The organism is Corallococcus silvisoli (assembly GCF_009909145.1).
GTDB lineage: Bacteria > Myxococcota > Myxococcia > Myxococcales > Myxococcaceae > Corallococcus > Corallococcus silvisoli.
In genome coordinates this window covers 1,241,315-1,253,977 of the sequence record NZ_JAAAPJ010000001.1, presented here as the reverse complement: position 1 = coordinate 1,253,977, position 12,663 = coordinate 1,241,315, and the positions used below count along the sequence as shown (strand labels likewise).

Genomic DNA, 12,663 nt, shown 5'->3' with positions numbered 1-12,663 from the left:
TCCGGGCTACTTCTTCTTCGCGGATGCGCGTCGGGGACGCGCCGCGGTGTTGGCGGCCACCGCTGACCGGATCAACTCCTTGAAGGCGGCCTCGTTGAGCTTCTCGCCTTCGCGAATGTCGATGGCCCGGCGCGTGTTTCCCTCGAGGCTGGAGTTGAACAGCTTATGGGGGTCCGGGAGGGATGCGCCCCGGAAGAAGGTCAGCTTCACGACCTGCTTGTAGGACTCCCCGGTACAGACGCCGCCGTCATGAGCCCAGACCGGAGTCCCCATCCACTTCCATTCCTCCTGGATCTCCGGGTCCGCGTCGTGGATGAGCTGGCGAATCCAGGCGAGCGTCCCGCCTCTCCAGTCCCCCAGCTCCTGAATCTTCATCGTGATGTTCTTCGAAGCATCCACGTTGTCCGGAGCACGTTTCGTCGCCATGGTTTCTCCGCTCGAGCCGGCACGGCTCCGAGGATAAGTCGTTCAAGGGCGGCTCGAACGCACAAGGAGGCGCGCTCTGTTGAATCGCGCCTCCTTCCGCGCATCGGGCCCGCCCTCAGGCGCGCGCCGGCGTGACCTGCAGGCGGCGCCAGAAGAAATACGAGAGCCCCCAGAGCACGCTGGTGCCCACCGCGAAGCCCCATGCCTCCGGGCCGTCTCCCACCGCGAGGTGGGCGATGACCGCGGAAACGAGGTTGATGGCGAAGCCCGCGTAGGCCCACTCCTTGAGCCGCGCCGGCACCGGCGCGAGCAGCAGCGCGATGCCAATGAACTTGGCCCACGAGAGCTCCACCCGGAAGTAGGCGGGGAAGCCGAGGTGGGTGAACGCCTCCGCCACCTGCGGCAGGTTCAGCTGCGCGTAGGCGGTGAAGCCCATCTGCAGGCAGAAGAGCGCGGTGATGGCCCAATACGCGAGGGTCTTGGCCTTGGATGAGGTCCCGGCGGCGACGAGCGCCGGCTTCTGTAGGGTCGATTCCATGAGGTCTTCCTTCAACGCTTCGGGGGGTTCGGCCAGGAGGGCGCCTCAACGCCGAACTGCTTCGCGTACTCCGCGTTCAACCGCTGCCAGTCTCCGAACTTCATGGCATCGGCGCCGACGAGGCGTCCCAGGGGCTGCTCGGCGAGGAGGGCATCCAGTACATCGATGCAGATGTGCCAGCCCGCGGCGCCCATCGAGATGAACTTGCGGTTGATGTTGTGCCAGAGCGTGAGGCGAGTGCCTTCACCTTGCGGCTCCAGCTCCCAGCGGATGTCCTGATCTCCCCAGCTGAACTCGAGCAGCCTGGGCTCCTCGGCCCGCTTCACCTGGGTCTCGGCGACGTGCGGCGTCGGCGCGCCCACCGTCGAGAACTTCGCGGTACCCACGGTGCCCAGGTTCCGGTCGGAATCGAAGGGAGCCCATTCGCGGAGCTGCTCGGGCTCCGTGAGCGCCTTCCAGACCTTGACCGGAGGATGGCGGAGGTCCCGGACGAGCACGAGCGTCCACCGCTCCCCTTCCTTTTGGACCTCCGCGCCAAAGGCGGCGCCCGGCGCGTATTTCTCACGACCGCTCATGTCACTTCTTTCCTTTCACAGATGAGGCCTTCTCCATCCGATCCAAGTGCTGCTCCAGGGCATCGACGTGCATGGACCAGAAGCGCCGGAACGGAACCAACCACTCGTCCACTTCTTGGAGCGGCTTGGGATTGAGGCGGTAGACCCGCCGCTGGGCTTCCACGCGCGACTCGACGAAGCCCCCCTCCCGCAACACCTTGAGGTGCTTGGAGACCGACGGCTGCGGCAAGCGCAGGTGGTGCATCAGCTCGCCCACCGAGCACTCGGAAGTGGACAGCATGCTCAGGATGGCACGGCGGTTCGGTTCGGCAATGACTGCGAACGCGGATTCCATGGGCCATATATTCCTCACGGGCCATATACCCGTCAAGGGATATGATGGCCTCGAGGCGTGCGACCACCGCCGGTGCGTCCTCTCGACCCCGTGCCTCCTCTCGCAGTCGCTGTCGCCTCATCCACCCGGGCCAGCGCGGGGTCTTGAACATCCCGCGAATTGTTCGCACTCTTCGGCGTCTCCAAGAGCCGCCGACACGCGCCATGAACCACGTGCTCCATCGCCCCAAGGCGCCCCTCGACGAGTTCGTGGAGTTCTTCTGGGTGTCAAGCAGCTATGTCGGGCAGGCGCCGCGAGAGCGCGTGCTTCCGACGGGCGCGCAGGCCCTCGTCGTCCATCTCGGAGAGACCCCGTTGCGTGTCTACTCCGGCGAGGACACGACCGAGGCCGCCGAAGCCCTGGGGGCCATCTTGTGCGGCGCCCGAAGCAGCCCGCTGATCATCGGCACCACCTTCGGTCCGACCGTCGGCGTCCACTTCAAGCCCGGTGGCGCGCGCCCCTTCTTCGACGCGGCCGCCGATGCGCTCGCGGAGCAGACCGTGGCGCTGGATGCGCTCTGGGGCACGTCGGCCCGCTCGCTGCGCGAACGGTTGATGGAGGCGTCCTCGCCACTCGAGCAAGTGCGGCTGCTGGAAGAGCACCTCCTGCACCGGCTGCGCCGCTCGTTCGAGCTGGCTCCCGCGCTTCGTGCGTCCCTGGACGCGTTCGAGAGGCCCGACCTCACCTCGGTCGCCGAGGTCAATCGCCGAACGGGGCTCTCGCCGAAGCGCCTCCTGGCGCTGTTTCGCGAGGAGGTCGGCTTGAGTCCGAAGACCTTCTGGCGTGTCCGACGATTTCGGGCGGCCCTGCGCGACCTCGACCAGGGCGCCTTGCGTGGCGCCGCGTTGGCCGCCGAGCACGGGTACTTCGACCAAGCCCACTTCCTTCGCGAGTTCCGGTCGCTCGCCGGCTCGAACCCGCGCGAATACCTCGCGGCGCGCGTCGCAGGCACCGACCACGTCTCGGTCCACGGGTAAAAAGATCCAATCCCTGGAGCCTGTCCTCGCGTTTCCTCGGCGGCATGGAACCGAGTGAACGCTCCCCGCGACGCGCGTCGGCAGGCCCGGCCTTGGAGGCAAGGGCGAGCCACGGCCGAATCATGCAAGTGGCTCGCCCCCCCCAGCGTGGGGGGTGGGCATGAGCGCCGACATCCCCGCCGCGCGGGTCGAGGAGCGCTCGCTCAAGGGCCTCGGGGCACTCCTCTGGTTACAAGGGTCGCTCGTCGCTGGAGCCGCGCTCTCGTCGACGTTGGCCGCCGCCCTCGCGCTGGTGCCGTTCTTTGTCGTCGCGCGCATGGCCACCGCCATCTACGCGACGCCACCGGACCTCGACTCCGTCCGGTCGCTCGCCCTCGTCGCCGCGGGGGCGCTCGCGTTGCGCTACGTCCTCGTCGCCGCCGCGAACATGCTGGCGCACGTCGCCGCGTTCCGCATCCTTCATGAGCTGCGCCTGCGGCTCGCGAAGAAGCTGGGCGCCGTTCCGCTCTCGTTCTTCAGCCGTCGTGGCGCCGGGGAGTTGAAGAAGACGCTGATGGACGACGTGAACCAGATCGAAGCGTTCGTCGCGCATCACTTCCCGGATGTGGTCGCCGCGATCATCGTCCCGCTCGCGACGGCCGTCGCCCTCCTGTCGGTCGACTGGCGCATGGCCCTCGCCAGCCTCGTGATGGCACCGCTCGCGGTCGTGGCGATGGCCGTCGCCATGCGCGACGTCGGCAAGGCGCATCAGCAGTGGAATGAGATCCAGAGCCGGATGAGCAGCGCGCTGCTCGAGTACCTGCGAGGCATTCACGTCATCAAGACCTTCGGCCTGTCCGCGCAGCGCTTCGGCGACCTCTCACGGTCCATCGAAGAGGGGCTCGCCTGGATGGAGGGGTTCATGCGCACCAACGGCCGTGGCTACGGCGCGTTCGGCGCGCTCATCGGCTCCAGCCTCGTCGTCCTCGTGCCCCTGGGCGGCTGGCTCTATACGCGCGGCACGCTCTCGCTCGAGTCGCTGGTGCTCTTCCTCGTGCTCGGGCCCCAGCTCCTCATGTCGATGATGCGACTGCTGTTCGCTTGGGGCAACGTCGACCGCATCCAGGCGGGCAACGCTCGCATTCAGGCCATCCTCACCGCGCCGGACCTGGAGACTCCCGCGAGCGTCGAGCGCCCCGCGCACCACGGCATCGCGTTCCGTGGCGTCGGTTTCCGGTACGACGACGGGGGACCGGAGGTGCTCCACGACGTCACCTTCGAAGCGCCCGCGGGCAAGGTCACGGCGCTGGTCGGCCCCTCCGGCGCGGGCAAGACAACGCTCGTGCGGCTCGTGCCCCGGTTGTGGGAGACGACGAACGGCGCGGTCGAGCTCGGCGGCGTCGACGTGCGGACGCTGCCGCTCGACGGACTGCTCTCGCACATCGCGATGGTGTTCCAGGAGGTGTTCCTCTTTCACGGCACCGTTCGCGACAACCTTCGCCTGGCTCGGCCGGACGCCACCGATGCGCAAATCGATGCCGCGTGTCGCGCCGCGAGGGCGTACGACTTCATCCAGGCGCTCCCCAAGAAGTACGACACGCTGCTCGGTGAGCGCGGCGCGCGCCTCTCCGGGGGCGAGAAGCAGCGCCTGTCGATCGCGCGAGCGCTCCTCAAGGACGCGCCGGTCCTGCTGCTCGACGAGGCGACGGCGTTCGCCGATCCCGAGAACGAAGCGCGCATCCAGGAAGCACTCTCCGTTCTGTGCGCGGGGAGGACAGTGCTGGTCGTCGCGCACCGGCTGTCGACCATCGCCACGGCCGACCACATCGTCGTCCTCGAGGGCGGTCGCGTGAACGCACAGGGCGCCCACGACGAACTGCTTGCGCGCTGCGCGTTGTACCAACGCCTCTGGCGCAGCCACACCGAATCGCTCGACTGGTCGCTGGGCGAGCCAGGCACAGCTGCTTTCGCGAAGGAGGTGGTGTGATGCTGGGGGAAGTCTTCATGCTCGGTGAGCGGCTCGCCGGCCGCAAGGACGCACGTCTCCGGCGTGGCCTGCTCTTCGCCTTCGCCGAAGCGCTCACGATCGCCGCGCCCTACGCCCTGGTCCTCTTCTTCATTCGCCAAGCGCTCGAGCACCGGCTGTCGATGCGCCTGACGTGGTGGATCACCTGTGGCATCGCGCTCTCGGTCCTGCTGCGCCTCGCGTTCTCGGGCGGGGCGATGTCCAACATCTTCATCGCCGCGCACGCGCTGATGGGGCAGGCACGCATCCGCGCAGCCGATCACCTGCGACGCTTGCCCATGGGGTTCTTCACGCACCGAAGGAGCGGTGAACTGGCAGGCGTGCTCACCACCGACGTCGCGCTTGTCGAGGACGTGTGGTCGCACACCCTCGGCATCTTCGCGTCAAGCTTCGCGCTGCCGATGCTGGTCGGCCTCGGCCTCTGCTTTCTCGATTGGCGGCTGGGGCTCATCGTCCTCGCGGCGCTCCCGATGGCGCTCCTCGTGCTGGCCGCGACCACGCCCGTCTTCGTGCGCGAGTTCGAGGCCGTGCTCGAGGCCACGGCGGACGTGAGCGCTCGGGTCGTCGAGTACGTGCAGGGCATCGCCGTGCTTCGCGCGTTCGGCCGGCACGGCGAGGTCTACCAGCGCTTCGTGAGCGCCATGGAGCGCCTGCGGGACGCCCTCATCCGCGCCGACGTCCTGCCCTCTCCGCTGCTCGCGGTGTTCGGCTTCGTCGTCGAGGTGAGCTTCGTCGCGGTGGCATACACCGGAAGCGCGCTGGCGCTGCGCGGTTCGATCCAGCCTGGGGTGCTGCTCGTCTTCCTCGTCGTGACGGTGGGCGTCGTGCGCCAGGTCGCGGACCTCGGGGTGGCGCTGCTCATGCTTCGCGCGTCCCAGCGCGCGCTCGGCCATGTCGACCGGCTGCTCGCGGAGAAGCCGCTCGCGGAGTCGTCCGCGAGAGCGGCGTCGCTCCGGACGTTCGACGTGGAAGTCGACTCCGTGTCGTTCGCCTATGAAGACACGGCCGTGCTCGACGGAGTCTCCGTGTCCTTCCCCGAGCGCTCGCTCACCGCGCTCGTCGGTGCCTCGGGCTCCGGCAAGTCGACGCTGGTCCACCTCGTGGCGCGCCTGTGGGACATCCCGAGCCAGGGTGCCATCCGGATCGGTGGCGTCGACATCCGCGACATCCCGTTCGAGGAGCTGCACCAGCACATCGCGATGGTGTTCCAGGACGTCGTCCTCTTCTCCGGGAGCATCCTCCAGAACCTGCTCGTCGGGCGGTCCGACGCCTCGCGCGAGGAGGTGGAACGCGCGGCGAGGGCCGCGCGCGCCCACGACTTCATCACCGCCTTGCCGAACGGCTATGACACCCTCCTCGGAGAAGGAGGAGGGACCCTCTCAGGCGGCGAGCGCCAGCGGCTCTCCATCGCGCGCGCCATCCTCAAGGACGCGCCCATCGTGCTCCTCGATGAGGCGACCGCCTCGGTCGATGCGTCGGCGGAGGCTGAAATCCAGCGCGCGATCGACGAGCTGGTCAAGAAGAAGACTGTCGTCGTGATCGCGCATCGCCTGCGAACCGTGCGGCGGGCGCACCGCATCGTCGTGCTCGACAAGGGGCGCGTCGCGGAGTCAGGCACCCACGAAGAGCTGCTCGCGAAGCGCGGCGTCTACGCAGCGCTCTGGCAGGAGCAGGAGCGCGCGAAGGGATGGCGGCTCGCGGCGAGCGCGACGCCGCACGCAGACAAGGGGTGAGCGTGAAGACGCAGCGCCTCCGCGCACCGCCCGTGCCGTGGGGCGCTCGCCGCACGTGGAATAGGTGCACGGCTGGCAGGTGACCATGCGGGGGCTTGACGGCGACGTTAGGCTCCAGGAGGCAAAGCGGCCCGTCTTCCTCGGTGGGGAGCCGACACCCGGCCTCGTCTCGTGCCTGGCGAATGCCACGGGCAGGGAGGCCGTGGGTGCCGTAGAAGAAGAGGCGAAGCCTCGCGCCGGCTGGCTGGCGCGGCCATCCGTCGTGAGGAAGTGGAGAAACGTGATTCATGACGACAAGACATTCAGAGGTTTCCGCGAAGGAGCGCCCGATTGCTTTCGATTGGACGGCCGAGCGGGGCGCCAAGTGGCAAGCCCAACTCGACGGAATGGAGGCGATGCTCGCGCCCGTCGACGAGCCGCTGATTCAGGCGCTGCGTCTCGACGCGCCGCGAAGGATCGCCGACGTCGGATGCGGTGGCGGCAGAACGACGCTGGAGCTCCTGCGCCGGGCTCCAGCCGGGAGTGTCGTCCACGGCTTCGACATCTCGCAGCCTTTGATTGAGACGGCTCGCGCCCGCGCCCAGCGCGAAGAGCTTCCCGCCCACTTCACGCGGGCGGACGTGGCGACGACGCCCCTGTCTGGCGCGGCGTATGAGCGGTTGACGTCACGCTTCGGTGTCATGTTCTTCGACGACCCGCCTGCCGCATTCCACAATCTCGCCAGTTGGCTCGCACCGGGCGGGCGCTTCGCGTTCGCTGTCTGGGGGCGACCGGCCGACAACCCATGGGTGACGACCGTGCGCGAGGCGGTCGCCGAAGTCGTTGAACTCCCGGCGCCCGACCCCGACGCTCCAGGCCCGTTTCGGTACGGCCAGGCCGACAAGCTGCGGCTGTTGCTCGGTCGGGCGGGCTTCGACGAGGTGGAGGTGAGCGAATGGCGCGGAGGGCTGGCCATCGGGGGTGGTCTCGCCGCGGCTGAGGCGGCGGCCTTCGCGCTCGCGGCCTTCTCCGTCGCGGAGCGGCTCTCCGAAACGGATGAGGCAGGCCGAGGGGCAGCAATGCGGTCCCTGACCACTCGCTTCGCTCGCCACGAGAATCAGGGCGTCGTGCGGCTGGATGCCTGTGTTCACATCGTCACGGGGACGCGCCCTGGGTGACGGCTGTCTGACGACACTCTCAAAGGGAACCTTGAGTGGGAAACCGAGGCGCGGCCGCGACACAAGGCCGCGCTCCGGAACGGGTCCTATTTCAGACGGTCGCGTTCGTGCTGCAACGCCTTGCGCGGACGGCCTTGTCATCAAACTGCCTCATAGGGTCTCCAGTGTCGGTGAAGGGCCCCGTATCAATCCGTCGATACCAGCATGCCCTGAGATCTGTTAGGAGATCACCCCACCCTCCTCGCGCCCGCGAAGGTCCGCCATGAGAGTCCTGATTGCCGACGACCACCCGCTGTTCCGCGCCGCCGTGGGACAGGCGCTGAAAGAGCTGCTTGGCGACGACCGTCCCCTGGAAGCCTCGAGCTTTCGCACGCTCGAGGACACGCTCATGCAGAACGTGGACGTCGAGCTGGTCTTGCTGGACCTGCACATGCCGGGCGCGCGCGGATTCTCATCGCTGGTTTCACTGCGTGGCGAGTGGTCCGACATCCCCGTCATCATCATCTCCTCGAACGATCATCCGCGGACGATCCGCCGGGCTCAGCAGTTCGGAGCCTCGGGCTTCATTCCCAAGGCAGCTCCGGTGCAGCACATGATGGACGCCATCCGGGCGGTGATGGCGGGAGGCACCTGGTTCCCGCCCCTGACCGCCGACAAGAGCGCGGACGATGCGCGCCTGGCCACCCGGCTCGCCCAGCTCACACCGCAGCAGGTCCGCGTGCTGATGTGTCTCGCGGATGGACTGCTCAACAAGCAGATCGCAGCCGAGCTGGGGCTCGCCGAGAACACCGTCAAGGTGCATGTGACCGCGATCCTCCGCAAGCTCGAGTGCGACAGCCGCACCCAGGCGGCCCTCATCGTCAAGTCCCTGCAACCCGACGCTCCGGTGGAGCCAGAGGGGATGGGGGACCTTCCCGAGTGATGAGCTGCGTGACGAGGGCGCGCAGGGCCGCTGGACGGATGGGCTTCGTCAGGAAGCCCCAGCCCGACGCACGGATGCGCTCGCGCAGCGCCGGGTCGCGTTCCGCCGACACGACGATGACCGGCACCGGACGGCCCCAGCGCTCGAACAGCGCCGGCAGGCACTCCGGACCGGTGCGCTCGCCGAGTTGGTAGTCGAGCAACAGCAGCCCTGGCACGTCGCTGGCGCTCGCGAGTTGGACGGCCTCGTCCTCGCTGGCGACCACGACGGCCCTGCACTCCCACGAGCCCAGCAGCGTTCGTGTGGCGTCGCGAACCCGGGGGTCGTCATCCAGGCACCAGATGTGGCAGCCCTGGAGCAGGGAGCCATGTCCTTCATCGTCCGGCGCCTCGGGGGCCATGACGCGCGAAGGGTCTCCTCGCGGCACCGTGACAGAGAAGACGCTGCCCCGCCCAAGCTGGGAACGGAGGCCCAGCCGGTGTCCCAACAGCCGGGAGATCCGTTCGACGATCGCGAGGCCGAGCCCCGTCCCCCGCTCCTGGAATGCATCCGCCACGTCGAGCCGCCGGAACTCCTCGAAGATGACCTCGTGAAGCGCTTCGGGGATGCCGGGGCCGTGGTCCCTCACTTCGATGCGGACGTCGGCGCCCTCGCGACGGCAGCACAGGAGGATGCGTCCGCGCGGCGTGTAGCGGATCGCATTCGACAGGAAGTTCCGCACGATGCGCCGGAGCAGGTTCTCGTCCGTGTGCACGACCACGTGGGACGGGACGGTCACCAGCTCCAGCCCGCGCGCCTGCGCGAGAACGCCCAGCTCCCGCGCGAGCGCCTCGAGCAGCGGCCCGAGCGCGACGTCGCGCCGCTTCACCTCGAACGTGCCGGACTCGAGATGCGAGATGTCCAACAGCCCGTTGAGGATCGCATCCTGGGCCAACAGCGCCTCTTCGATGTTGTCGAGCAAGGCGAGCTCGCTGCGCCGCCCCTCCTCTGGCGTCGGAGGGCGCCGGAGCGCTTCCCGCTGCGCCGATGCGAACATCCGTGCGGCATTGAGGGGCTGGAGCAGGTCGTGCACCGCCGCCGCGACGAACCGGCTTCGGGAGCGGTTGGCGCGCTGCGCCTCGGCGGTCGCCGCGTGCAGGTCCCGCGTCCGTTGCTCCACCCGCCGCTCGAGCGCACCCGCGAGGGTCCGCAGCTCCCGCGCCGCCTTCTGGTAGCTCGTGATGTCCGCGTAGCTGGTGACGAAGCCCCCATTCGGAAGGGGATTCCCTCGTATCTCCAGCACCATTCCATCCGGACCTTCGCGCTCGTGCATGTGCGAGGTCCCCATGCGGAGGTGGTCCAGCCGGCGCTGGATTGCCTCGTCGACGTCGCCCGGTCCCAGCCACCCACGTCGGGCGTTGTAGCGGAACATGTCCGCGATGGGTCGCCCGACCCGCATCAGCTCCTGGGGAAACTGGAACAGCTCCACGTAGCGGCGGTTCCACGCCACCAGCCGAAGGTCCGCGTCGACGACGCTCACGCCTTGGGGGAGATGCTCAAGGCTGTCATTGCGCCCCGCGGCGATGTCCAGCGCGAGCTGCACACGCCCGTCCTGCGTCGTTCGCAGGGCCAGCGCGTGTTGCTCCACGAACTGCTCGAACTCGCGGCGACTGCGCTCTCGCAGCCGCGCGAGCCGCCTCCGCCCTCGTATGAACAGGGCAAGAAAGACGGCCGCCAGCCACGCGCCGCCCGCCGCCACCCCGGCGAGGACCGTGGCGACCGGGTCCGGCTCTCCATCGCGAAGCAGGTGCAGCGTCCATGCGTCGCGCTCCAATGGCATCGACTGCCACAGGAACGTCCTCTCGCGGTCGGAGGCAGCGGGGCGCACGGAGGCGAGAAGGCCGTCCGGCCCCAACCCCTCCGTCTCGTGCCACGGGAGGGGGGTCAGCTCGAGCCCTTCGTAGGTGCGGTTGTCCCGCAGCGCGGCGCGGGCCTCGGCGGACATGGGCGACAAGGCCCGGTAGCGCCACTGCGGTCGGTTCGCCAGGAACACGATGCCATCGCGGTCGGAGACCAGGACGATGTCGCGGCTGCGCGACCACTCGCCCTCCAGGGGGCTCAGGTTCACCTTGATGACCACCACGCCCAGCAACGCCCCTGCGTCATCGCGAACGACCTGGGAGAGGTAGTAGCCGGGCTCGGTCGTCGTGACTCCGACGCCATAGAACCGCCCCCTGCCGGTCTCCACGGCCTGGCGGTAGTACGGCCGGAACGCGTAGTCGCGCCCGAGGTTGCTGCCCGCGGTGCGCCAGTTGCTCGCGGCGACGGCGACGCCCTGTCGGTCCAGGAGCGTGAGCGTGGAGGAATGGGTCGCCCCGTTCACTTCCTCCAGCTTCCGGTTGAGCAGGGCCTGCCGGCGCGCGTCCAGCGGCCCCGACAGCGCTTCGCGAAGCTCGGAGTCCAGCGCGAGCACGGAGGGCAGCATCCGGTAGCGGTCGATGACGCCCTGCAGCGCATCCGCGCAGAGCACCAATTGCTCATGGGCCTGCTGCGCATCCAGGCGAAGCCCACGCCGGGCGCTGAAGTGGACCGCCGAAGCCGACGCCGCCGCCAGCCCTCCGAGCGCGACGAGGAGGACCCCGAGCCGCCCTGCGCTCATCTTGAAGCCGGACATGGCCTTGCATCGTCGCACCATGTCGCCTACCAGTTCATCTGGAAGCGGAAGGTCGCGGCGCTCGGTCGGTCGAGTGCCCCGTCCAGGCGCCGCGTCCTGGCGAAGATGCAGTTGGCCATCATCCGCACGTTCGGCGTGAAGTAGTAGTTGGCGCCGACGGTATGGGCGAGCACGGTCTCCACGGAGGTCGGCGTGAGCGGATCGAAGTTCTGAGCGAACTCGTGGCGGAAGGTCAGCTCCAGGGCGCCAAACGCATTTCGAGGCGTGATGTTCTTGAAGGACGCGCGCCTCGAATCATACGGCTTGGACTCACCGAAGACGTTCCAGCTCAGCGTCGCGTGGTGCAGCCAGGTGGAGGTGCGGTCCACGGACTGCCCGGACTGCCCGAATGAGGCGAGCACGCCCTCGCTCTGGAGATAGAACGCCCCCCACGTCCCCGCGAGCTCCGCCGCGGCATAGCGTGCGGAGTGGCCCCCCGTGGTGCTGCCCATGGCCGCCTGGGGCCCGCGGATCCCGACATAGGACAGGGAGGCCCCCACGTTGCCTGTCGGGCCCGGGCCATCCGGGTTCTCCGCGCTGACCGACGTGCCGAGGTGCAGGATGCGCCGCTCGGCGTAGATGGGCCGCCAGGTGGCTCGCAACGCACCGCCAAAGCCCTCGTTGGCGAGCGAGTCATCCCTGCGCAGCCCGAAGAGGGCGACGCCAAGCATCGTGTTGGGCGTCGGGTTCGTCTGGTAGCCCACCCCCATCACGAAGAGACGCAGCACGCCCGCGCGGTACACCCCGAGCGCGCTCGTGAACGCACGCTCCATCATCGTGAGCTCGTTGGAGCTTGTGTTGTCTTCAATGGAGCGAAAAGGCGTGAACTGCCCGATATAGAGCCGGCCGCCCAGCAGGGGCTTCGCGATATAGAGCTCCTGGAAGACGACGCCCGGCGTGGGGATCGTGCACGGCGTCTCCGTGCAGGTCTGGAGGCGCAGGTTTCCAGAGAACGACTGGGCGAAGTCCGGGACGAACATGTATTCCCATCCGAACGCCTTGCCGGAGAAGGTGATCCGGGCGCGTCGGAACAACGGGGAGCTGTTCTTCGGAGTGAGCCCGGAGCCAAACGAGGCCCCCTTGTCGTCGCGCACGAGATCCAGATCGAAGTGGATGCGCCCCCCCACCTTGAACTCGAAGAGCCCGTCATCGGAGCGGACCGTCAGGCCGCCCTCCGTCGAGACCTCGGCGGCTCCCGCGACACACCCAAGCAAGCAGAGCTGAAGGGCGAGACACCAAACCCATCCGCTGGAGACCGAAGCACG

General features: G+C 68.5%; 11 protein-coding genes. 5 read left to right on the top strand and 6 right to left on the bottom strand.

The annotated features are described in order from the left end of the window. Positions 1-6: 6 nt before the first annotated feature. The 4 genes from GTY96_RS05035 to GTY96_RS05020 all read right to left on the bottom strand — a co-directional run bounded on the left by GTY96_RS05035 (position 7) and on the right by GTY96_RS05020 (position 1,873). Positions 7-426, bottom strand: coding sequence for a DUF1801 domain-containing protein (locus GTY96_RS05035; RefSeq protein ID WP_143898859.1), 420 nt, complete (start codon positions 424-426; stop codon positions 7-9). 115 nt (positions 427-541) lie between these two features. Continuing rightward, positions 542-964 carry a DoxX family protein gene (locus tag GTY96_RS05030; RefSeq protein WP_161664000.1) on the bottom strand — a complete coding sequence of 141 codons (423 nt, stop codon included), beginning with the start codon at positions 962-964 and terminating at the stop codon, positions 542-544. Between the two features lie 11 nt (positions 965-975). Beyond that, entirely contained in the window at positions 976-1,539 is a 564-nt protein-coding gene (locus GTY96_RS05025) for an SRPBCC family protein (protein ID WP_143898857.1), read from the bottom strand. 1 nt (position 1,540) lies between these two features. Next, a complete protein-coding gene (locus GTY96_RS05020; protein WP_143898856.1) occupies positions 1,541-1,873 on the bottom strand; it encodes an ArsR/SmtB family transcription factor in 333 nt (110 codons plus the stop codon). A 203-nt stretch (positions 1,874-2,076) separates the two neighbouring features. On the opposite strand from GTY96_RS05020, the gene GTY96_RS05015 reads away from it, so the two are divergent. From GTY96_RS05015 to GTY96_RS04995, 5 genes are all read left to right on the top strand, one after another. Then, the gene (locus tag GTY96_RS05015) at positions 2,077-2,889 is read left to right on the top strand and encodes a helix-turn-helix domain-containing protein (protein ID WP_143898855.1); all 813 of its coding nucleotides are present in this window, start codon (positions 2,077-2,079) and stop codon (positions 2,887-2,889) included. Positions 2,890-3,049: 160 nt separating this feature from the next. Further along, on the top strand, positions 3,050-4,855 hold the full coding sequence (locus GTY96_RS05010; RefSeq protein ID WP_161663999.1) for an ABC transporter ATP-binding protein: 1,806 nt from the start codon (positions 3,050-3,052) through the stop codon (positions 4,853-4,855). Positions 4,856-4,872: 17 nt separating this feature from the next. After that, on the top strand, positions 4,873-6,627 hold the full coding sequence (locus GTY96_RS05005) for an ABC transporter ATP-binding protein (RefSeq protein WP_235685333.1): 1,755 nt from the start codon (positions 4,873-4,875) through the stop codon (positions 6,625-6,627). A gap of 287 nt (positions 6,628-6,914) precedes the next feature. After that, entirely contained in the window at positions 6,915-7,784 is an 870-nt protein-coding gene (locus tag GTY96_RS05000) for a class I SAM-dependent methyltransferase (protein ID WP_143898852.1), read from the top strand. A 262-nt stretch (positions 7,785-8,046) separates the two neighbouring features. Beyond that, a complete protein-coding gene (locus tag GTY96_RS04995) occupies positions 8,047-8,706 on the top strand; it encodes a LuxR C-terminal-related transcriptional regulator (protein WP_143898851.1) in 660 nt (219 codons plus the stop codon). Here GTY96_RS04995 and GTY96_RS04990 read toward each other — a convergent pair. Continuing rightward, positions 8,645-11,359: a hybrid sensor histidine kinase/response regulator gene (locus tag GTY96_RS04990; RefSeq protein ID WP_201755781.1), complete on the bottom strand. Its 2,715-nt coding sequence runs from the start codon at positions 11,357-11,359 to the stop codon at positions 8,645-8,647. The two genes, GTY96_RS04995 and GTY96_RS04990, sit on opposite strands and share 62 nt — an antisense overlap. A gap of 26 nt (positions 11,360-11,385) precedes the next feature. Continuing rightward, the gene (locus GTY96_RS04985; RefSeq protein ID WP_161663998.1) at positions 11,386-12,612 is read right to left on the bottom strand and encodes an OprO/OprP family phosphate-selective porin; all 1,227 of its coding nucleotides are present in this window, start codon (positions 12,610-12,612) and stop codon (positions 11,386-11,388) included. Positions 12,613-12,663: the final 51 nt, after the last annotated feature.

What these genes read in the sequence shown, in the direction of transcription:
- GTY96_RS04995 (WP_143898851.1), top strand. Translation starts at nt 8,047, where the DNA reads ATGAGAGTCCTGATTGCCGACGACCACCCGCTGTTCCGCGCCGCCGTG.
- GTY96_RS05000 (WP_143898852.1), top strand. Translation starts at nt 6,915, where the DNA reads ATGACGACAAGACATTCAGAGGTTTCCGCGAAGGAGCGCCCGATTGCT.
- GTY96_RS05025 (WP_143898857.1), bottom strand. Translation starts at nt 1,539, where the DNA reads ATGAGCGGTCGTGAGAAATACGCGCCGGGCGCCGCCTTTGGCGCGGAG.
- GTY96_RS05035 (WP_143898859.1), bottom strand. Translation starts at nt 426, where the DNA reads ATGGCGACGAAACGTGCTCCGGACAACGTGGATGCTTCGAAGAACATC.
- GTY96_RS05015 (WP_143898855.1), top strand. Translation starts at nt 2,077, where the DNA reads ATGAACCACGTGCTCCATCGCCCCAAGGCGCCCCTCGACGAGTTCGTG.
- GTY96_RS05030 (WP_161664000.1), bottom strand. Translation starts at nt 964, where the DNA reads ATGGAATCGACCCTACAGAAGCCGGCGCTCGTCGCCGCCGGGACCTCA.
- GTY96_RS05005 (WP_235685333.1), top strand. Translation starts at nt 4,873, where the DNA reads ATGCTCGGTGAGCGGCTCGCCGGCCGCAAGGACGCACGTCTCCGGCGT.
- GTY96_RS05010 (WP_161663999.1), top strand. Translation starts at nt 3,050, where the DNA reads ATGAGCGCCGACATCCCCGCCGCGCGGGTCGAGGAGCGCTCGCTCAAG.
- GTY96_RS05020 (WP_143898856.1), bottom strand. Translation starts at nt 1,873, where the DNA reads ATGGAATCCGCGTTCGCAGTCATTGCCGAACCGAACCGCCGTGCCATC.
- GTY96_RS04990 (WP_201755781.1), bottom strand. Translation starts at nt 11,359, where the DNA reads ATGTCCGGCTTCAAGATGAGCGCAGGGCGGCTCGGGGTCCTCCTCGTC.